Genomic DNA, 17,853 nt, shown 5'->3' with positions numbered 1-17,853 from the left:
AATATCCCAGGCGGAGCGCTGCAGCAGCACACCGTTTTCAAGGGCAAGTTGCCGGCTCACCTGGACCGGCTTATCGAAAAATGCCCGGCGATCAAAGCGCTGTGCGTGCCGGTTAGCAGCTTGGCGGCCACGCAGAAAGACCTGGCCGTTACTGGCCGTCCCGCGCATATCGCCTATGGCCAGGTTCTCGACTATCTCAGAAAAGGAGGTAAGTAAATAAATGACCTATAAACACGGTGTGTACGCATCCGAAATCCCCACCTCGATCCTGCCGCCCGTGCGTACGAGCGCCGGCCTGCCCGTCGTATTCGGCACGGCGCCGGTCAACCTGGCGACTGCGGCGGCGGCGGTCAATACTCCGGTGCTCTGCTACACCTACACCGAGGCTGTAGCCGCCCTCGGCTATTCTGACGACTGGGCCAACTACACTCTGTGCGAGTTCATGAATTCGCATTTCTCCCTTTTCGGCGTTGCGCCCGTCGTATTCGTCAACGTCCTGGACAGCGCCACCCACAAAACCGCTGTCACCAACTCTGCCGCCGTGCTGGTCGCCGGGCAGAAGACGTTGACCGATCTCGGCATCCTGCTCAGTTCGCTGGTCGTCAAGCTCACCGAAGCCGGCCAGCCGCTCATCAAAAATACCGACTATACCGCCGCCTTCGATGACGACGGGAAGGTTCTCATCACCCGCGTCGTCGGCGGCGCCATCACCACCGACACCACGTCACTGGTCGTAACCTACGATAAACTCGATCCCGCCGCCGTCGACAAGGACGATATTATCGGCGGCATCGACGGTACCACCGGAGCGCCCGAGGGCCTGGAGCTCATCAACAAGGTGTTCCCCTTGTTCCGCCTGGTCCCTGGGATGATCCTGGCGCCCGGTTGGTCGCACGATCCCGAGGTCGAGGCGGTCATGAAAGCCAAGGCCGGCAACATCAACAGTCATTTTAAGGCCATTGCGGTCGTTGACATCGACAGCACCAGCACGGGCGCCGACCTCTACAGCGAGGTCCCCGCGTGGAAAACCACCAACAACTATGTCGACCCGCTGGAGATCCCCTGCTGGCCCCAAGTGAAGCTCGGCACCAAGCAGTACCACCTGTCCACCCAGCTGGCCGGCATTATGTGCAAAACCGACGCTGCCAACGACGATATCCCGTATGTCAGCCCGTCGAACAAGTCCCTCCAGGCTAACGGCGCGGTGCTGGCGGACGGTACCGAAGTGGTGCTCGGCCCCGAGCAAGCGGCCTACCTGAACGGCGAAGGCATCGTGACGGCGCTCAATTTCATCGGCGGCTGGAAGGTCTGGGGCAACCGCACCGGCTGCTATCCGGGCGTGACCGACCCGAAAGATGCGTTTATCCCCATCAAGCGCATGTTTAACTGGATCGCCAACACGCTGATCCTGACCTACTGGCAGAAGGTCGACAACCCCATGAACCGGCGGCTCGTCGAAACCGTCACCGATTCGAACAATATCTGGCTTAACGGCCTCGCCGCCCGCGGCATCATCCTCGGCGGCAGAGTTGCGGTCCTGACCGAAGAAAACCCGACCACCGACCTGATGGACGGGATAATTCGGTTCCACGTTTACGTGACGCCGCCCGGGCCGGCGCGTGAAATCGACTTCATCCTCGAGTACGACCCGGCGTACCTGGCTACGCTGTTCGGGGAATAGGAAGGGGGATAAGAGATGAATCAGGTACCTGAAAAACTCATCTCCTACCGGGTTTACCGTGACGGCGTCGACCTGGTGGGGACCGCCGACGTGCAGCTGCCCGAGCTCGAAGCCATGACTGAGACGATCAAGGGCGCCGGGATTGCCGGCGAGGTAGATAGCCCCGTCCTCGGGCACTACGGCAGCATGACGCTCGTGTTGAACTGGCGGACGCTAGTCAAACCGATCGCCTTTTTGTCGCGGCAGGAGGTTCATGCGCTGGACCTTCGCGGCGCGTCTCAGGTGATGGATTCCGCGTCAGGGGCTTACAAGGTTGTTCCGATCAGGATCACCATCCGGGCCACCCCGAAGAAAACCTCGCTGGGCAAGTTCGAAGTCGGCGCCCAGATGGAAAGCAGCAACGAACTCGAGGTCTCCTACATCAAGGTTGCCCTCGACGGCGCGGATGTCATCGAAATCGACAAGTACAACTATATCGCCAAGATCGACGGCGTGGATGTACTCGCCGACGTCCGCTCGGCGCTGGGGCTGGTTTAAGAAAAGCGGGGGCTCCGTAAAAACGGGGCCCCTGACTTCATGAAAGGGCTGTGAACATGAACATCAAGTTTGGCAAAACCCATACCTTCGAAGGTAAGGAATACAAGGAATTGAAGATCGACCTCGACGGCCTTACAGGGAAAGACCTCGTCGACGCGTCGCGGGAAGCGCGACTGCTCGGAGACGCGGGTCAGGTGCAGGAGTTTTCGGCCGTTTACCTCGCCGTCGTGTCCGCTAAGGCCGCAAAGGTACCCGTCGACATGATCCTCGCCCTTCCCGCCAAGGATTTCACGGCGGTGAAAACGGCGGTGCAAAATTTTTTACTCGGATAGACCTCCCGGCGGGAGATCCCGGTGCGCTGCTCAGGGTCGTGTGTGTCCGACTGGCCAAGGCGACGTATACGCCGGCCATGGTCTGGTTCAACACGCCATTACTAGAGCTGGCGCAATGGGTAGACGCATCGATTAAGGTTGCGAGCGAAAAGCCGACTCGTTAGAAAGGATGGTGCCTAATGGCCAGTAAAACGTACGAAATAGCCTTTAACCTCGCCGCTAGGCTCGGCAGTTCGTTCAGCAGCACCTTCTCCGGTGCGTCGCAGCAATTGTCCACCCTGCAGACCAACGTCAAGAGCACCCGGGCTGCCATGCGCGAACTGGAGATGCAGCAGCGGAAAGGTATCGTTTCCACCCTAGAGTACGCGGCAAGTTACGAAAAACTGACTGCGCAACTCTATAAGGTCGAGCAGCTGCAGGGGCGGCTGGCCAGGTCGCAAGCACTTCAGAGCCGGGTGAGCGGGGTTGGGGACAAGGCCAGGGGCGTGGCTACCACGGCGGCGGCCGCCGGGGCTGGTCTCGCAGTTCCCGCAGCGGCGGCGATTTCTTTCGATACCGAAATGGCCTACGTGGCCAAACAGGTCGACAATGCCAGGGATGAGGCGGGCAGACTGACGGAAATCGGTCTGCAGGCGAAACTGGATATCCTGGCACTGTCCAGGGATCTGATGAGGTACCCCGACGAAGTCGCGAAAGCTTATGCCCTTTCCGCCAGGTCAGGTGTCAAGGGAGCTGAAAATCTCCGCAGGATGACGGAGATGGGCGTCATGATGGGGACAGCCTTCGAACTGCCGGCCGAGCAGGTGTCCACCGACATGGCGAAGATCGGCAACGCTCTGGGCTATAACCTGGAAACGGCCGAGGGCATTGCCAAGCTGGAAGCCCTGGCCGACAAGATCAACTACGTCGACGACCAGACGCTGGCCACCGGCGACGAACTGATTGACTTCGTAAAACGCACCGCTGGCGTCATAAAGGGACTGGCGCCGTCGATGAGCGAAGGTTTGACCATCGGTCTGGGGGGCGGATTGTTGGCTGCCGGCGAGCGGGCCGAGATTGCCAGTCGGGCAATCAATAACATGCTGACCAAATTCGCCGCGGCGCCAGTGGAGTCAAAGGGTTTCCAGGAGGCTCTGGCTGTAATCGGCATGAGCGCTGAGCAGCTGCAGTCCGGGATGATCAAGGACGCCGACGCTACGATCCTGAACCTCTTCGAGCGCATTCAGATGCTCGATAAAGCAACTCAAAACAACGTGCTCGCCGAACTGATCGGCAAGGATCATATCGACACCATCAGTAAGCTGACAGGGAACTACGACAAATTCCTGGACGCCATCAAAAAAGCAAATTCCGAGGCTGCCAAGGGCAGCGTGCGTAAAGAATTCGAGATAATGTCTAAGACCTCAAAGAGGCAATTGGAAGGTACCCAGGCTGCGCTCGCGCGGGCGGCCGGGGCTCTGGGCGAAAGCTTGCTACCGAGCCTCAATGAAAAAGCTCAGGGTCTAGCCAACTTGGCCGAATCGATCGGCATGTTCGCCCGTGAGCATCCGGCACTGACAAGCGCTGTTATGACTGGCGCTGCCGGGCTGGTGGCCTTTGCGCTGGCAGCGTCGATGGCAACCTTCGTTGTCGCCAGGGCAGTGGCGCCGCTGATCGCGTTTACACGCTGGATGTTCCTGGGCAGGATGGCCACCGACGGTACGGTTCTCGCATCCCGAGCCGCCATTATAGCGACAAGGGCCTGGGCGGCAGCGCAGTGGCTGATCAATGCGGCAATGGCCGCAAATCCTATCGGGCTCGTTATCGTCGGTGTAGCGGCGCTGATCGCCGCTGGCTGGGCGCTCTACAAAAACTGGGATACCGTGCTCGCCTGGTTTCAGGAGAAATTCGCCTGGTTGGAAAGCGCGTGGGAAAAGCTCAAGAATCTGTTCGGCGCCGGCATAAACGTCCCGGTCAGCATGCCCGTCGCCGGCGGAGTCGGCGACATACCCGTCATCCCCCACGCTGCCGGTGGCATCTTCGACCGACCGCATGTCGGCCTGCTCGCCGAGGCGGGGGTACCGGAATCTGCAATCCCCATCGACGGCAGCAGCCGGTCGCTTGGGCTGTGGCAGAAAACCGGGGAGATGCTGGGCGTGTCGGCGGGCGGCGGTGGTACCTTCACCGCCACATTCGCGCCGGTCATCCAGGTGGGCGACAGTGCGAAGGCGGCGGATGTGCAAAAGGTGCTCGACGACGAGCGGGCAAAATTCCGGCGGATGTGGGAAGACATGCTGCAGGAAGCGAGGCGGCTCAGCTATGCCTAGCACATATACGACCGTCCAAGGCGATGCCTGGGATATCATCAGCCTGAAAGTCTACGGTACCGAAAAAAGCATGTCGACGCTCATCGAAGCCAACCCGGCCCACCGTAACACCGTCATCTTCGCAGCGGGGGTGCTGCTGACCGTTCCCACCAGGTCAGTCTCGTCCATTCCCGGTAGCGTCCCCCCGTGGAAAAGGGGCGTGGAGTAGGTGGAGTCCCGGCGCGTAGTAGTCAGCCTGACCTACAATCACACGAAAGTATCCAGCGACATCGCCCGGTTCCTGCTTTCCCTGACCTACACTGACAACTCCAGCGGCCAGGCTGACGATCTGCAAATCACGCTGGAAGATCGCGAACAGCTCTGGGCAAACGGCTGGGTACCGGAGAAAGGCGACACGATTTCGGCGCAGCTGACGGCGCTGAATTTCAACGGCGAAGGCAGCCGCGAGACGTTGGACTGCGGCTTCTTTGAAATAGATGATTTCGAGATGGCCGGACCGCCCAACGTCGTGACCGTCAAGGCGGTTTCTGCGGCCGTCTCAGCAGCCCTGAGAGGCGAGGAGAACACTCGGGCCTGGGAGAATATCAGGCTTCGGGACATCGCCCAGGACATGGCCGTCAAGGCGGAAATGGGGCTGCAATACCTTGCAAATTATAATCCTTTGTATAAGCGCCGGGACCAGACAGAACAGTCTGACCTGGCGTTTCTTCTCGAATGTTGCGAAAAGGCCGGGCTGGCGCTGAAGGTGACCAACGACAATATCGTCATCTTCGACGAGGAGCAGATGGAATCCCAGTCCCCGGTGATGACCATCGAGAAAGGGAAAAGCAACGTCCTCCGGTACCGGTTCAACTCGCGCAGCCGCGACATCTACCGGGCCAGCGTCGTTCAGTACAAGGATCCATCTACCGGGCAGACATTCAAGCATATCTACGAACCGCCGAACGCGCCGGCGACCGGGCAGTTGCTCAAAATCAACGAGCGCGTCGAGGATGCCGAAGAAGGCAAAGTCCTGGCCAGGAAGCGCCTGCGGGAGAAAAACTGCAAGGAAAACATGGCCAGCCTGACGCTAGTCGGCGACGTCCGCCTGGTGGGCGGGGTGACCGTAATGGTCAAGGGCTGGGGAACGTTCGACGGCAAATACTACATCACCCGCGCGCAGCATTCTCTAAACGGCTACACCGTCGCCATCGACATCCACAAAACCATGGAATACGCTCTGAACGAAGCCAAGACCATTGTCGTAGAGAAGAAGGGCCGCAAGCGGACACGGAGGCGGAAGTGGTATGACAAGTAATTTCAAATTTGTTCGTTACGGTGTGGTGTCGGCCGTCGCCGCCGATCGGGTCCGCGTCGCTTTTGAAGACGAGGACGGCCTGGTCAGCGACTGGCTGCCGGTTGTCGTGCCAAACACCAAGGACAACAAGGACGTCAAGCCCATGGACGTGGGTGAAGATGTCGTCTGTGTGTTCTTGCCGAACGGGGTGTCGTCGGGTTTCTGCCTCGGCGCGTTCTACCGCCAGGGCAATCCTCCGCCGCATACCGACGTCAACGTGCGCAGCGTCAAGTTCGCCGACGGTACCATCGTGTCGTACGACCGCGAGATCCACGTCTTGGACATCAATTGCGGTACCGGTACCGTCAATATCGTCGCCGGCGGCAACGTTAATGTGACCGGCGACGTGATAGCCGACGGAATCAGCCTGAAGCAGCATGTGCATCCGGAGAGCATCGGCACCCAGACCGGGCCGCCGTCGGGAGGTGCGTAACTTGGCGATAGGGACGTTGGGAGATATCGCCTTCGAAGTATCGGCGGAAAAGGTCCGCACCTTCGACAGGCTGCGGCGCCGTGGCGGCGCAAGATTCGCCACCCACGACGTTCTCGGAAAGAAGCCGGTCAAGGAGTTCATCGGCCCCGGACTGGAAAGCATCGGCTTTTCGATGTTCTTCTCCGTGTCCGCCGGCCTTAACCCGCAGAACGAAATCAAAAAACTCCGCGAGCTCCGGGACAAGGGGGGGCCGCTGGAACTGGTAATCGGCGGCGCGGCCGTCAGCGAGAACCTGTGGGTAATCGAGGAGGTTTCCGAGGACTGGGGCCCGGTCGACAACAAGGGCAATCTGCTGTTCGCAAGGGTTGACGTGGATCTCCAGGAATATCCGCGCGATTCTGACGCGACGGGCACGGCGACTAACGCCAGCGCCGCGGCGGCGAGCGGGGAGGAGGAATCTGGATGAGCGAGTTCGACGTGACGGCAACTCTGGGCAAAGTTGATTTCGGCGCCACCGGCGTGAAGGAAATCCTCCAGAACGTCCGGACCATCCTGACGACGCCGATATACAGCGTACCCCTCGACCGGTTATTCGGTATTGATGTCACGATGCTGGACGAGCCCCTGCCGGTTGCCCAGGCGAAACTGACCGCGAAGGTCATCGCCGCTGTACATAAATATGAGCCCCGCTTCCGGGTGACCAGGGTATTGTACGACGGCAACGCCATCGACGGCGTACTCCGGCCGACAGTGAGGGGGAGGATCATCAGTGGAGTTTAAGAATCTACCGCAGATAACGTTTGCGGAGCGTTCGGCCGGGGTGACCGAGGCGGCGCTTATTGCGAAGTACGAGGAGAAAACAAAAAAGACCCTGTACCCGGGCGACCCTGTAAGGCTGCTGCTGGAGGCCGTGGCTTTCATGTTCGCCCAAGTCCGTAATGAAATCGACTACACCGGCAAACAGAATCTCCTTGCATACGCCGTCGGCGATAACGAGGACCATCTGGGCGTGTTGGTGGGTACCGACCGTCTTCCGGCGGCCGCAGCGACCGCGACGCTCAGGTTTACCCTTTCCGCTGCCCAAGCCGGGGCGGTGATCATCCCGGCCGGCACCAGGGCGACTCCGGGGGATAATTTGTTGTTTGCCACCACGGCGACGGCGACCATCCCGGCCGGTCAGACGTACGTCGACGCCGAGGCAACCTGCATCGAAACCGGCGCGAAGGGAAACGATTACGCCCCCGGCCAGATCAACAAGATTGTCGACCCTATCCAATGGGTGGCGTCAGTGACGAACACGACCACCAGCGAGGGTGGCGCCGATATCGAAAGCGACGATGCGTATCGACAGCGGATCAGGCTGGCGCCGGAGTCGTTTTCGACGGCCGGCCCCGGCGGCGCGTACGAGTACCACGCAAAAAAAGCCTCGGCGCTGATCGTCGATGTCTCCGTTATCTCCCCCGATCCCGGCGAGGTCGAAATTCGCCCCCTGCTGGCCGGCGGCGAAATCCCCGGACAAGAGGTCCTGGACGCAGTGACGGCCGCCTGCAACGACAAATCGGTGCGGCCACTGACCGACCTCGTCAGCGTGCTGGCGCCCACGGTTGTGTCTTACGACGTCGACGCGACGTACTGGATCGACAGCGACAACTCCACGGTAGCCGCGACTATTCAAGCGGCCGTGGAGCAGGCTGTGGCTGACTGGGTGCTTTGGCAGAAGTCAAAACTCGGCCGCGACATCAACCCCTCGGAGCTTAACAGGCGCATGGTCAACGCGGGGGGCAAACGGGTGCTGATAGCGTCGCCGGCATACACCGCGCTGCTGAAATCCCAGGTAGCCGTCGCCGGCACTGTGGCGGCGTCATTCGGAGGTTTTGAGGATGGCTAAGCTCCTGCAGTCCGTGAAGATGGCCGATATACTGCCGCCGAACTTATTAGGCGATGAGAATGTTCAAGCCATCGCCGAAGCGATAGATGCGGAGATGCAGCTGCTGATTGCGGACATCAACCAGGGGCTGCATTTGCCACGCCTGAACGAGCTGGTCGAGGCAGTCGTCGCTCTGCTGGCCTGGCAGTGGCATGTTGATTTCTACGATTCGACGCTGCCGATCGCGAAAAAGCGCGAACTAGTCCGGCAGTCGATAGCCTGGCACCGGCGGAAGGGTACCCCCGGCGTCGTACAGGAAATGGTGTCGACAGTCTTATCGAGCGGTGTTGTCTCCGAATGGTTCGAATACGGCGGCGATCCGTACAAGTTTAAAGTCGAAACGGACGAGATAATTACTGACGAGACGGTTTATGACCGCCTATTCAGTTTGGTCTTTGCCGTCAAGAATGAGCGCTCTTGGCTGGAGAGCGTGACTGTACGGAGAACCTGGTCGGGTGCAGTGTATTTCGGGGCAGCGCAGGTTTTCGGTAAAAATCTGACCTTGTACCCGGTTGCGTTCACCATGGAAGCGGTCACCGGGCCGACTTATTTCGGAAGCGCGCTGCATAGCGGCAAAATACTGAGTTTGGAGGTGTCGTGATGGCATTTAACGGCATGACGATGACGACCAAGGGCGTCACTCTGCAGACCAAGGTTCAGGCGGGGGCGACGCTTGCGTTCACGAAGATCAAGCTGGGCGACGGTGAGTTGCCCGTGGGTGGCACTCTGGAGGCGCTGACCGACCTGGTGAGCCCGAAGCTGATCGTCAATATTGAGTCGGTCACATCGCTGGGAGATGGTACCTGGCGGGTACGAGGAACGCTCACGAACACCGGTCTCGCGACCGGCTTTTTTGTGCGCGAGATCGGTCTATTCGGTACCGATCCGGATGACGGTGAGGTCTTGTACTCTGTGGCCAACGCCGGCAGCCAGTGCGATTACCTGCCGGCCGGCGGCGGCGCCGTGGTGGTCGAGCAGGTTTTCGATATCGTGGTGGCGATTAGCAGCTCGGCGACGGTGACGGCGACCATCAACGAGGGCGCGGTGTTTGTTTCGCTAGCGACGGTGCTGGAGAGGCTGGGGCTGTATCTCCCCCTGGCCGGCGGCACAATGTCCGGTGCCATCGCCATGGACAGCAACAAGGTAACCGGACTAGCCGACGGCACGACCATCGGCGACGCCGTCCATTTCGGCCAATTTGCAAATACCACGGGTGCCTCGGGGTACCAAAAACTGCCCGGAGGTAAGATTTTGCAATGGGGAACGACCGGGTCGCTGACGCATGATACTCCCGCGACTGTTACGTTCCCCATGGCATTTCCAACCGCATGTCGCGGTTTTTCCCCGTGTATTAACGGAGATATTGGTACCACGGCTACCAGCTTACAGGTCACAGCTCTTTCAGCTTCACAGGCGACCGTAAAGCATATTGCGGATACAAGTGCATCCGCAAACTATTTCTATTTGGCTATAGGCGAATAGGGGAGGAAAGGGACAATGGTAAAAGTACATCACGACGCAAATGGTAATATCCTTGGGTTTTACCCCGATGGCGTTGGCTATGCCACCATCCCTGCGCCGTTCATCGAGGTTGACGATGCAACCCACGCCGAATGTATCGCCAATCCTGGCCGACGCCGGGTGAACATCTCCACCGGCCAAATTGTCGAGTATACACTGCCCGGCCCTGTTCCCGCCGCCGCCGCCACCATCAAACGCGCCGCCATCAACGCCGAGCGTAACCGGCGGGAGCAGCTTGGCTTCACTTATCTCGGCAAAACCTTCGACAGCGACCAGACCAGCGTCATTCGCATCAACGCCGCCGTCAACACGGCCGTCGCCGCCATCCTGGCAAATGGCACGTTTTCCGTCACGTGGACCTGCGCGGACAACACGACCATCGACCTTGGCGCGCAGCAGTTCCTCGGCCTGGCTGGCGCGCTGGCCGCACACTCTGACGGCTTGCACCAAACGGCCCGGACGCTTAAGACTGCCGTCGACGCCGCCATGGCGGCCGGCGCTACGGCAGCGGAGATCGAAGCGTTACCGACCTGGACGGAGTAACAGGAGAGGGGTGGGGGAGTGTCACCGAACGCGGAGCAGATGATCCTCGCCAAGCTCGACGTTATGGAGGCGCGCCAGATTTCCCAGGGCAATGATATCGCTGAGATCAAGGGAAAGATGGCTGTCCAGGATAGGCATTGCGACGAGCGGCACCGGGACGTAGAAGATAATTTCGATGAGGTCTTCGAGCGCTTGCGGGCGGTCGAGCTCTCCCGTGCAAAAAACGCCGGTGTACAGGTCGGTAAGCAACAGGCGGGTGAGGAGGTTGCTAAAAATAAGCGTCTAAAGGCGGCTATTATAGCAGCCGCCTTCACGGCCGGGGCCGCCTTGGTCGAAATGTGGCCGCAAATAAAAAGGGTTCTGGCGATGCTCGCCAGTCCTTAAGGAGAGTGCCTTATGACCGAACAATTAACGGTTATTCTTACGTGGCTTGAGCAGCACCTGGCGTGGGCGCTGCTCATCGTTTTTGTGGCCGTCAACGTCCTGGTGCTGGCCGCCATGGCCTTGTACGTCAAAGCCAGGGGCCTGCCGTCGGGGCGCTTCAAAACCGCCTTGCACAAAATCCTTTTCGAGATAGATCGTAGCTGCGATTACATGGGAATTCCGTCGAGACGTGCCCAGGCGATCAGCCAGTTCCAGCAGCTGATGTTCTGGCCGACACTAAACAAGTGGCGTATCTATCCGCCGGCCGCCGTCATAGGATGGATTATCGACGCCGAGGTGGCAATCATCCGACGGATGCAAGCCGCGACCGGAATTGAGAATTTGCACCAGGAGGACGCGCCGGCGCCGCCGGCCGTCCCGAGCGATAACCCTGGGGAGGGAGCATAAATGCGAGTTGAAATAATCGAGACGGGCCTGGCGCCCGCCCGTGAAATGACACCCATGACCGAGGTGAGGGGCATTGTCATCCACCACACCGGCAACTACGACGTCGACGCATCGGCCGAGCAAATTTACGGCTGGCATGTCCATGAAAACGGTTGGGCACACATCGGGTATCATAAGATCTTCCGCAAGGGCGGCGAGGTCGAGCGCGGCCGGCCGGAGGAGTACCAAGGGGCGCATTGCCCGGGGGCGAATAGCTTCACCCTGGGGTACCATTTATCCGGCAGTTTCGGGGGCCAGCTCCCTGCCGATGCGCAGCTTCAATCCATCGTGGCGGCTGCCGCCGACGACTGCGAGAAGTATGGCTTCGATCCGATGGGCCTACTGCCGAACGGCAAACCCGTAATCAGTGGCCACCGGGACTGGATGACTACCGAGTGCCCAGGCGCGATGCTGTACTCGATCCTGCCCCAGATCCGGCAGCAGGTGGCCGAGGCGCTGGCCCAGGGGGTGGCGTAGGTGGGCATAAAGCTGCGCTTGGTTACCTGCGAGAATGGCCAGTGGTCAACCGAAGACAGCAAATTGCATCCCGGTGACTGCTATTACCTGAAATTTCAGGGTAGCTGCAAAGGCTACGGTTGCACTTGGGATAATTGCGACGGACGTCATTTCGTCGTTGTTCTGCCGAACGGGGCGCACTGGCACGGCGGTCTTCGTGCTTCAAACTGCGGCCGACCGGAGGACAAGCATCACCGGTGCTGGTGCATCCACGGCGAACTGCCCCACATCACCATCGATAAGAACGGCGACACCTGCCCAGCCGGAGCCGGCAGCATCCTCTGCGGCGGCTGGCATGGTTTTATTCGTGGCGGAGAGCTGGTGGAGTGCTGATGGCTAAGGCAAAGGTCTCGGAGAAATATGTCCGCTTCTGGTGCCCCGGCTGCAAAGGATATCACATCGTTCCTATCGCCGGAAATTATAAATGGGATTTTTTCGGCGATGCCGAGCGGCCGACGCTGAGCCCGTCGATTCTCCGGCGCTCCGGGCACTATGCGCCGCATGCCAAGCCGGACGGCCATTGTTGGTGTACCTATAACGCCGAGCAGGAGAAGAAGGGTGAACCGCCGGCACCGTTCAAATGTACCGTCTGTCACAGTTTCGTGCGCGACGGCTGCATTCAGTTCCTTAACGACTGTACCCACGAGCTGGCCGGGCAGACGGTGGAACTACCGGACATTGAGATAGGGGGTGATACCAATTGACACGCTCAAAAAAATGGCTGTGGCTCTGCTTATTCTTGCTGCTGTTTTCGCTGCCGGCTATTGGGCAGGCGTCCGGGACGGAGCCGGAGACAGTGACGCTTACGAGAGCCGAATACAATCAATTAGTCAGCAACTCGCAGAGGCTCGGGCAAATAATCAGCATATTACAGACCAGCTCGCCGAAGCTCGCTTCCGACTTGCTGACGGCATTGGACAAGTTAGCGACAGCAGAGAAATTATTCAAGGAGTCCGACAGCAAATTAACGACGGCGCAGGACTACTCGAAGAAGCAGGACGCCTTAATAGCGACAATCAACGAGTCCTTCGTGAAGCTGGCGAAAGAGCAGAAGTCGGCGCTCAAAAAGGCCGAGATTGAGGGATGGGTTAAGGGACTAGTCGGTGCTTATATCGGTTATGAAATCGGAAAACGTACGCGATGATGAACGAAATCCCCCTGACCGCACACACGGTCAGGGGGATTTTTGCATTTGTGCGCATGTTGAATAAACGGGCGGTACCCGAATCATGCGCGATGTTTTCGTTTGTAAAAGAACAATCTATGTCAAGGGCCAGCATGCACGCCAGCCTCGAGGCGGGTTCCCGCGACGCCCCGGAGGGCGTTTCGGCCTGTACCCAGCAGGCCATCGTCAGGCGGGGCCGGCCGTCGCCGGCGTCATTCTGCGAGTTGGATGGTAACAAAGGCGTTTCTTCCTGGGTAAATCACTTGCGAAAGATAGGTTATTTTCCTTCTGCCTTCGGTCATAACTTTTTTTATGAATTCCGACCGTTTCTTGTCTGTATTGAACGAGATGCAGATCTTGTTATCAATAATCACCTGGTAAACGATGGTTTCGTTTTTGTGCTTGTTATACATTGTTGTTGCCTCCGTTAAATTATCTTCTTAGTTATAATATATACTAAGATGGCATGTAGGTCAATAATAATTTTATTATTTTAGATAATATATTTACAAAGATGATATAATTTGATATCCTATTGCCAGGAGGGGATTGTATGCCCAGAAGTGAAGCCATCCCGGAAGCCGAGGCGCGGGATATCGAATTTGAAATTAAGAAGCAGATCGCCGGCGCTGGCTCGAATGTCTCTGACGTCGTGCGCCGCCTGAATGAAAAATACGGCACGAATGATACTGCCCCCAATGTTACCCGGCAGCTCAAGCAGGGAACGCTCCCGGTATGGAAGATGCTCCGGATCGCCGACGTGCTCGGCTACGAAATACGATGGAATAAAAAATAGGGCAGATTGTTCTACCCTAGGTGGGATCCCCGGCCTATGCGGTCGGGGGCTTTTTGCGTTTGCAGGAACTTTTTTCTTTGTGTTGAATTTTCGCAACGAAAGGAAGTGCTTTATATGCTACCTGTTTTTCGGGTCTTCGCAAAACATATTATAATAATTCTGTTACCTGCTTTATTTTTTGGTCTTCTTGCATTTGCTTTGTGTTATAATGAAAAAACCTATCAATTAACAACCATTATTGACAATGGCGTTATATATGAAAATGGAAGCTATAAGGATATTGAATCTGGAGCATTATTCGTAAGTAAAACTAAAACAAAATATGGCGGAACTGGATTGAAAAATGTATCTGTGGTTGATGGACTTTTTATAATAAAAACTGCTTCAGAATCACAACAAGAAGCGGAACAGTTGATGGACACAATATTAAATGAAGTTATGGTAAGACACTCGAATATTTTTCAGATGTATCTAAATAATAGGGAAGACCAAATGAGGTATTATAATACTTGCCTCGAACGTATAGACCGTCAAACAGAAGAAGTCGGTGCCGTTATAAATGCAAACAAAGAAAATGTTGCCTTTGTAGCATTAATGCAGATAGAAAAAAATAGATATGCCAATAATAAACTGGCGCTAGAACGTGAAGTCCAACAGTACGTCAAGAACACCGCAGAACCTAAAGTTAAACCCACCAAGATAATCAGTAAACAGTTAAAGGTAACTGATGTTTTATATAAAATAACTTTCCTTGGCGTAATGATTGGATTTTTATTGGGGTTGGTTTACGTAGTCCTGATAAAACATAAGGAGATCATGAAAGCGCTTAATGAGCGAGTGAATACCTAAATAACAATCAGGAAAGGGAGGATGGTTAAGCCCCCGGCGCTGGCCGGGGGCTTTTTTTATTTATAAAAAAAGCGACCAGGAGCATGATCTCCTGGCCTTGTTCGATACACGGATTGTCTTTATCATAACCGAAGAATGGGAGCGGGTAAATAGGCTGTCGGGCTCAGTTGAGAGGGAGGTTAGTCCTAATGGTTGATGGGTACCAACGTTACAGGATGCCTAATAGTTACCCAATTAGTTTTCTCTTTGCAATAACAAACTCTTCTTCAGTAAGGGCACCAGAATCTTTTAGTTTTGCAAGTCTTTCTAATTGAGTAATGATGTCGTTATCAGGCGGTGTCACTTTCGGTGCGCTTGCGTGCTCCTTAATTCCTGAAATTCTAGCTCGAACATATTCGCAAAGATCTCTGGCTTGTTGCTTATCAACTTGTTGAATTTTCGCTTTGTTGCCAGAGGTGAAAATAGTTATTTCGCCAAACATTATGCCGGTTTCGTACTGAATTGAACTGATTTTGTCATAAGGGAAATCCTCGACTTTCAGGCCCCACATCAAACCCTTGTCTATAAAGACTAGACGTTTGTTGGTGGCAGTTAGTATGCCTAACCCGTTTCCATATAAGCCCTGAACAATCTTCTCGACGTTCTCATCTTCCCATAGGATGTTAGGAAGTTCTTTTATCTCTTTCTTTCCGAGAAACCTGCTGCAACCATCGAGACCTTTTATTTGGCACTCAATTTGTTCCATCGTAGGCATGGATGCACCTCCGAATCAAAATTGCTGATTTAAGCATACCACCTTGGAAATAATTGGACAAGTACCGTCGATTTTTGTACAATAGTAATGACTTTTATTCATTGTCTGGAGGCGAACTGTTTGCCGAAGGGAGAGACGGTGAAAGCCGGTGCGAAGCTGGTACCTTACAACACCAGGATGGAAGCGGAGACGAAAGCTCTGCTGACTGCCCTGGTCCAGGTCCAGAAGTTGTCCGGCGGTCAGCGCGAACTGATCGAAAGAATGCTTGCAGCCTACGAGGCAAAATATCCGGCGGACGTCGGCCGGGCTCGGGAAATCGTAGCGCTGCTGGTACCATCAGAATAATTGGAAACAACTGACCTGCCATGCAGGCTTTTTTTATTTCCTGATGTAATGATATAATGATTTCATTACTAGTGCAACTAGATGTCGCATTAAGGAGTACAAGCTATGGTAGATATCCGAGTTGATGTGATGGTTAACTTCTATCAAGACGGACGAATAAAGCCTATGGCGATTAAGCTCGACGGTACAAAGCATAATATCAAGCATGCCAACTGCATCGCCAGGCTTTTTTTTATTGAGATGGAAGACGGGCAAGTGGCTGAGTTGAAATATGACATTGAAAGCGGCTCGTGGTGGCTAAAATACCCAAAATAGCGTGGGGATTATTATGGGGAACAAGTAAGTATAAACAGCATTCTTGACCATTCCCTTTTGACAAACACAGCTTCAGAAAGTACAATTATTAACAGGGTTTATTCTTGCCTGTTCGTGGGCGTGCGGACGGCTATCACGGCCTCCGGAGCCGGGTGCGCAGGTTCGATTCCTGCCGGGCGCACCAGAAACGATACCTTGCATGCCTGACGGCGTGCTTTTTTTATAGGGGTATGATGTGGAAATAAATTCCTGGACAAGCCTGGTCCGTCTCGTCGAGAAACGGCGCTGGCTGATCATGATACCGCTGGCGTGCGCCTTCATATTTTCCCACTTTCACCGCTTCGCCATGGGGGTGGTCGCGGAGGATGTTGCGCGCGATTTCGGCCTTACGCACGCCGCCGAACTGGGACTGTTGTCTTCGATTTATTTCTATACCTATGCCGCTCTGCAGATCCCTGCCGGCGTGACCGCCGATACGTGGGGACCGCGCCGCACGATCGCCGCCGCATTGCTGGTGACCGCAGCCGGCACGGTGATGTTCGGCTTGGCGCCCAATCTGGTGTGGTTGTTCGCGGGTCGGTTCCTCACCGCTGCCGGCGTGGCGCTCATCTACATAAACATCGTAAAATTCTACGCCACCTGGTTCCGTAGCCGGGAATTCGGCATGATGTGTGGCCTGTCGTCATTTATCGGCAATCTCGGCTTCGCCCTTGCGGCCGCGCCGCTGGCGATGATGGTTGAAAATGCCGGCTGGCGGGCATCATTCTCAATAATAGCGGTTATCACCCTTATGGTTGCGGCCTACTGCTGGCTGGTGGTGCGCGACCGCCCGCAGGCCCTCGGCTGGCCATCGATTGAAGATATCGAGGCGGCAGAAGGGGTGTCGCCGGCCGTTGACGCCGGCGAGAAAAGCAATATAAGGGAAAGCCTTCGCACCGTCATCGCCAACTGGCATACCTGGCCGCCCTTTGTCGCCGCGACGGCGGCCTACGGCGTTTTTACCACCTTTGCCGGCATCTGGGGCGTGCCTTACCTCATGCAGATCCACGGCCTGACGCGGGTCGAGGCGGCCAGTCACATGGTCGCGGTTTCGGCCGGCTATATGGTGACGGGGCCGGTCGTAGGGTATCTGTCCGACCGCTTCTGCTCGCGCCGCTGGCCGTTCGCTCTCAACATGATGCTGTTCCTGGGCGTTTGGCTGCTGTTTACCGTCTGGGACGGCGGCAAACCGCCGGCGGCCGCGCTCTATCCTCTGTGCGTAATCCTGGGTGTCGGCGGGGCGGGGATGACGCTTACCATGGCGTGCGCCAAGGAGGTCAACCCGCCGCGCATGACCGGCATCGCCACCGGCCTGGTCAACGCGGGCCCCTTCCTCGGGGCGGCGCTCGTTCAGCCGCTGTTCGGACTGGTGCTTGACTTCGGCTGGCAGGGAGCCTACGAGCAAGGGGTAAAAGTATATCCCCTGGAGGCCTTCCAGCTAGCGTTCTGGCTGTGCGCCGGTTTGCTTGCGGTGGCGACGGTGGCGGCCTTCTTCGTCAAGGAGACCGGCTGCGTCAACATCGCCCATAAGGTAATCCGCGGCGGTGAGTTATGAGGCTAATCAATCTATCAGAAGAAGGTGATTTTG

General features: G+C 56.7%; 27 protein-coding genes. 26 read left to right on the top strand and 1 reads right to left on the bottom strand.

The genetic code is table 11. From position 1 onward, the window contains the following. The 23 genes from RIN56_12405 to RIN56_12295 form a co-directional block, all read left to right on the top strand. A partial coding sequence (locus tag RIN56_12405) for a hypothetical protein (GenBank protein MDR7867613.1) occupies nt 1-216 on the top strand: 216 nt, incomplete at its 5' end. A gap of 4 nt (nt 217-220) precedes the next feature. Further along, nucleotides 221-1,681 (top strand): phage tail sheath family protein, encoded by a 1,461-nt coding sequence (locus RIN56_12400; protein MDR7867612.1) that lies wholly within the window; start codon nt 221-223, stop codon nt 1,679-1,681. 15 nt (nt 1,682-1,696) lie between these two features. Further along, nucleotides 1,697-2,218 (top strand): phage major tail tube protein, encoded by a 522-nt coding sequence (locus RIN56_12395; GenBank protein ID MDR7867611.1) that lies wholly within the window; start codon nt 1,697-1,699, stop codon nt 2,216-2,218. 56 nt (nt 2,219-2,274) lie between these two features. Beyond that, nucleotides 2,275-2,550 carry a phage tail assembly protein gene (locus tag RIN56_12390; GenBank protein ID MDR7867610.1) on the top strand — a complete coding sequence of 92 codons (276 nt, stop codon included), beginning with the start codon at nt 2,275-2,277 and terminating at the stop codon, nt 2,548-2,550. Nucleotides 2,551-2,729: 179 nt separating this feature from the next. Continuing rightward, nucleotides 2,730-4,856 (top strand): phage tail tape measure protein, encoded by a 2,127-nt coding sequence (locus tag RIN56_12385; GenBank protein MDR7867609.1) that lies wholly within the window; start codon nt 2,730-2,732, stop codon nt 4,854-4,856. Then, nucleotides 4,849-5,064 (top strand): tail protein X, encoded by a 216-nt coding sequence (locus RIN56_12380; GenBank protein ID MDR7867608.1) that lies wholly within the window; start codon nt 4,849-4,851, stop codon nt 5,062-5,064. Before RIN56_12385 ends, RIN56_12380 begins: the two co-directional genes overlap by 8 nt. Further along, nucleotides 5,065-6,153 carry a contractile injection system protein, VgrG/Pvc8 family gene (locus RIN56_12375; protein MDR7867607.1) on the top strand — a complete coding sequence of 363 codons (1,089 nt, stop codon included), beginning with the start codon at nt 5,065-5,067 and terminating at the stop codon, nt 6,151-6,153. Further along, a complete protein-coding gene (locus tag RIN56_12370) occupies nt 6,143-6,625 on the top strand; it encodes a phage baseplate assembly protein V (GenBank protein MDR7867606.1) in 483 nt (160 codons plus the stop codon). The genes RIN56_12375 and RIN56_12370 overlap by 11 nt, the downstream gene beginning before the upstream one ends. Before the next feature lies 1 nt (nt 6,626). Continuing rightward, nucleotides 6,627-7,091: a phage tail protein gene (locus tag RIN56_12365; protein MDR7867605.1), complete on the top strand. Its 465-nt coding sequence runs from the start codon at nt 6,627-6,629 to the stop codon at nt 7,089-7,091. Then, entirely contained in the window at nt 7,088-7,405 is a 318-nt protein-coding gene (locus tag RIN56_12360; GenBank protein MDR7867604.1) for a hypothetical protein, read from the top strand. The genes RIN56_12365 and RIN56_12360 overlap by 4 nt, the downstream gene beginning before the upstream one ends. Then, on the top strand, nt 7,395-8,513 hold the full coding sequence (locus RIN56_12355) for a baseplate J/gp47 family protein (protein MDR7867603.1): 1,119 nt from the start codon (nt 7,395-7,397) through the stop codon (nt 8,511-8,513). The genes RIN56_12360 and RIN56_12355 overlap by 11 nt, the downstream gene beginning before the upstream one ends. Next, nucleotides 8,506-9,153: a phage tail protein I gene (locus tag RIN56_12350; protein MDR7867602.1), complete on the top strand. Its 648-nt coding sequence runs from the start codon at nt 8,506-8,508 to the stop codon at nt 9,151-9,153. Before RIN56_12355 ends, RIN56_12350 begins: the two co-directional genes overlap by 8 nt. Continuing rightward, nucleotides 9,153-10,034, top strand: a complete 882-nt coding sequence (locus RIN56_12345; GenBank protein MDR7867601.1) for a hypothetical protein — start codon at nt 9,153-9,155, stop codon at nt 10,032-10,034. Before RIN56_12350 ends, RIN56_12345 begins: the two co-directional genes overlap by 1 nt. A 15-nt stretch (nt 10,035-10,049) precedes the next feature. Further along, nucleotides 10,050-10,616 carry a DUF4376 domain-containing protein gene (locus RIN56_12340; GenBank protein MDR7867600.1) on the top strand — a complete coding sequence of 189 codons (567 nt, stop codon included), beginning with the start codon at nt 10,050-10,052 and terminating at the stop codon, nt 10,614-10,616. Between the two features lie 39 nt (nt 10,617-10,655). Beyond that, nucleotides 10,656-11,000 (top strand): hypothetical protein, encoded by a 345-nt coding sequence (locus RIN56_12335; GenBank protein ID MDR7867599.1) that lies wholly within the window; start codon nt 10,656-10,658, stop codon nt 10,998-11,000. Nucleotides 11,001-11,012: 12 nt separating this feature from the next. Beyond that, on the top strand, nt 11,013-11,447 hold the full coding sequence (locus RIN56_12330) for a hypothetical protein (GenBank protein ID MDR7867598.1): 435 nt from the start codon (nt 11,013-11,015) through the stop codon (nt 11,445-11,447). Further along, nucleotides 11,448-11,963: a peptidoglycan recognition family protein gene (locus RIN56_12325; GenBank protein MDR7867597.1), complete on the top strand. Its 516-nt coding sequence runs from the start codon at nt 11,448-11,450 to the stop codon at nt 11,961-11,963. Beyond that, nucleotides 11,964-12,335, top strand: coding sequence for a hypothetical protein (locus RIN56_12320; protein MDR7867596.1), 372 nt, complete (start codon nt 11,964-11,966; stop codon nt 12,333-12,335). Then, nucleotides 12,335-12,706 carry a DUF6527 family protein gene (locus RIN56_12315; protein ID MDR7867595.1) on the top strand — a complete coding sequence of 124 codons (372 nt, stop codon included), beginning with the start codon at nt 12,335-12,337 and terminating at the stop codon, nt 12,704-12,706. The genes RIN56_12320 and RIN56_12315 overlap by 1 nt, the downstream gene beginning before the upstream one ends. Further along, nucleotides 12,703-13,146, top strand: coding sequence for a hypothetical protein (locus tag RIN56_12310; GenBank protein MDR7867594.1), 444 nt, complete (start codon nt 12,703-12,705; stop codon nt 13,144-13,146). The genes RIN56_12315 and RIN56_12310 overlap by 4 nt, the downstream gene beginning before the upstream one ends. Next, on the top strand, nt 13,143-13,598 hold the full coding sequence (locus RIN56_12305; protein ID MDR7867593.1) for a hypothetical protein: 456 nt from the start codon (nt 13,143-13,145) through the stop codon (nt 13,596-13,598). Before RIN56_12310 ends, RIN56_12305 begins: the two co-directional genes overlap by 4 nt. A 122-nt stretch (nt 13,599-13,720) precedes the next feature. Beyond that, nucleotides 13,721-13,963 (top strand): hypothetical protein, encoded by a 243-nt coding sequence (locus tag RIN56_12300; protein ID MDR7867592.1) that lies wholly within the window; start codon nt 13,721-13,723, stop codon nt 13,961-13,963. Nucleotides 13,964-14,077: 114 nt separating this feature from the next. Beyond that, entirely contained in the window at nt 14,078-14,812 is a 735-nt protein-coding gene (locus RIN56_12295; protein MDR7867591.1) for a hypothetical protein, read from the top strand. 226 nt (nt 14,813-15,038) lie between these two features. On the opposite strand, the gene RIN56_12290 is transcribed toward RIN56_12295, so the two are convergent. Beyond that, on the bottom strand, nt 15,039-15,566 hold the full coding sequence (locus RIN56_12290; GenBank protein MDR7867590.1) for a PH domain-containing protein: 528 nt from the start codon (nt 15,564-15,566) through the stop codon (nt 15,039-15,041). A 120-nt stretch (nt 15,567-15,686) separates the two neighbouring features. Between RIN56_12290 and RIN56_12285 the strand changes: the two genes are divergently transcribed. From RIN56_12285 to RIN56_12275, 3 genes are all read left to right on the top strand, one after another. Then, nucleotides 15,687-15,911 (top strand): hypothetical protein, encoded by a 225-nt coding sequence (locus RIN56_12285; GenBank protein ID MDR7867589.1) that lies wholly within the window; start codon nt 15,687-15,689, stop codon nt 15,909-15,911. 105 nt (nt 15,912-16,016) lie between these two features. Then, nucleotides 16,017-16,226 carry a hypothetical protein gene (locus RIN56_12280; protein MDR7867588.1) on the top strand — a complete coding sequence of 70 codons (210 nt, stop codon included), beginning with the start codon at nt 16,017-16,019 and terminating at the stop codon, nt 16,224-16,226. 235 nt (nt 16,227-16,461) lie between these two features. Further along, on the top strand, nt 16,462-17,820 hold the full coding sequence (locus tag RIN56_12275) for an MFS transporter (protein ID MDR7867587.1): 1,359 nt from the start codon (nt 16,462-16,464) through the stop codon (nt 17,818-17,820). Nucleotides 17,821-17,853: the final 33 nt, after the last annotated feature.

The sequence above is a fragment of the Sporomusaceae bacterium genome (assembly GCA_031460455.1).
In the GTDB taxonomy this organism is placed as follows: domain Bacteria; phylum Bacillota; class Negativicutes; order Sporomusales; family UBA7701; genus Anaeroselena.
Note: the sequence above shows the minus strand (reverse complement) of the source record. Positions and strands in the feature narration are given on the sequence as shown.

Bases quoted from the DNA above. Each gene is read 5' to 3' on its own strand.
- RIN56_12380 (MDR7867608.1), top strand. From the start codon at position 4,849: ATGCCTAGCACATATACGACCGTCCAAGGCGATGCCTGGGATATCATC.
- RIN56_12295 (MDR7867591.1), top strand. From the start codon at position 14,078: ATGCTACCTGTTTTTCGGGTCTTCGCAAAACATATTATAATAATTCTG.
- RIN56_12335 (MDR7867599.1), top strand. From the start codon at position 10,656: ATGATCCTCGCCAAGCTCGACGTTATGGAGGCGCGCCAGATTTCCCAG.
- RIN56_12370 (MDR7867606.1), top strand. From the start codon at position 6,143: ATGACAAGTAATTTCAAATTTGTTCGTTACGGTGTGGTGTCGGCCGTC.
- RIN56_12325 (MDR7867597.1), top strand. From the start codon at position 11,448: ATGCGAGTTGAAATAATCGAGACGGGCCTGGCGCCCGCCCGTGAAATG.
- RIN56_12390 (MDR7867610.1), top strand. From the start codon at position 2,275: ATGAACATCAAGTTTGGCAAAACCCATACCTTCGAAGGTAAGGAATAC.
- RIN56_12330 (MDR7867598.1), top strand. From the start codon at position 11,013: ATGACCGAACAATTAACGGTTATTCTTACGTGGCTTGAGCAGCACCTG.
- RIN56_12305 (MDR7867593.1), top strand. From the start codon at position 13,143: ATGATGAACGAAATCCCCCTGACCGCACACACGGTCAGGGGGATTTTT.
- RIN56_12280 (MDR7867588.1), top strand. From the start codon at position 16,017: ATGGTAGATATCCGAGTTGATGTGATGGTTAACTTCTATCAAGACGGA.
- RIN56_12300 (MDR7867592.1), top strand. From the start codon at position 13,721: ATGCCCAGAAGTGAAGCCATCCCGGAAGCCGAGGCGCGGGATATCGAA.
- RIN56_12290 (MDR7867590.1), bottom strand. From the start codon at position 15,566: ATGCCTACGATGGAACAAATTGAGTGCCAAATAAAAGGTCTCGATGGT.
- RIN56_12360 (MDR7867604.1), top strand. From the start codon at position 7,088: ATGAGCGAGTTCGACGTGACGGCAACTCTGGGCAAAGTTGATTTCGGC.
- RIN56_12395 (MDR7867611.1), top strand. From the start codon at position 1,697: ATGAATCAGGTACCTGAAAAACTCATCTCCTACCGGGTTTACCGTGAC.
- RIN56_12345 (MDR7867601.1), top strand. From the start codon at position 9,153: ATGGCATTTAACGGCATGACGATGACGACCAAGGGCGTCACTCTGCAG.
- RIN56_12400 (MDR7867612.1), top strand. From the start codon at position 221: ATGACCTATAAACACGGTGTGTACGCATCCGAAATCCCCACCTCGATC.
- RIN56_12315 (MDR7867595.1), top strand. From the start codon at position 12,335: ATGGCTAAGGCAAAGGTCTCGGAGAAATATGTCCGCTTCTGGTGCCCC.
- RIN56_12385 (MDR7867609.1), top strand. From the start codon at position 2,730: ATGGCCAGTAAAACGTACGAAATAGCCTTTAACCTCGCCGCTAGGCTC.
- RIN56_12340 (MDR7867600.1), top strand. From the start codon at position 10,050: ATGGTAAAAGTACATCACGACGCAAATGGTAATATCCTTGGGTTTTAC.
- RIN56_12350 (MDR7867602.1), top strand. From the start codon at position 8,506: ATGGCTAAGCTCCTGCAGTCCGTGAAGATGGCCGATATACTGCCGCCG.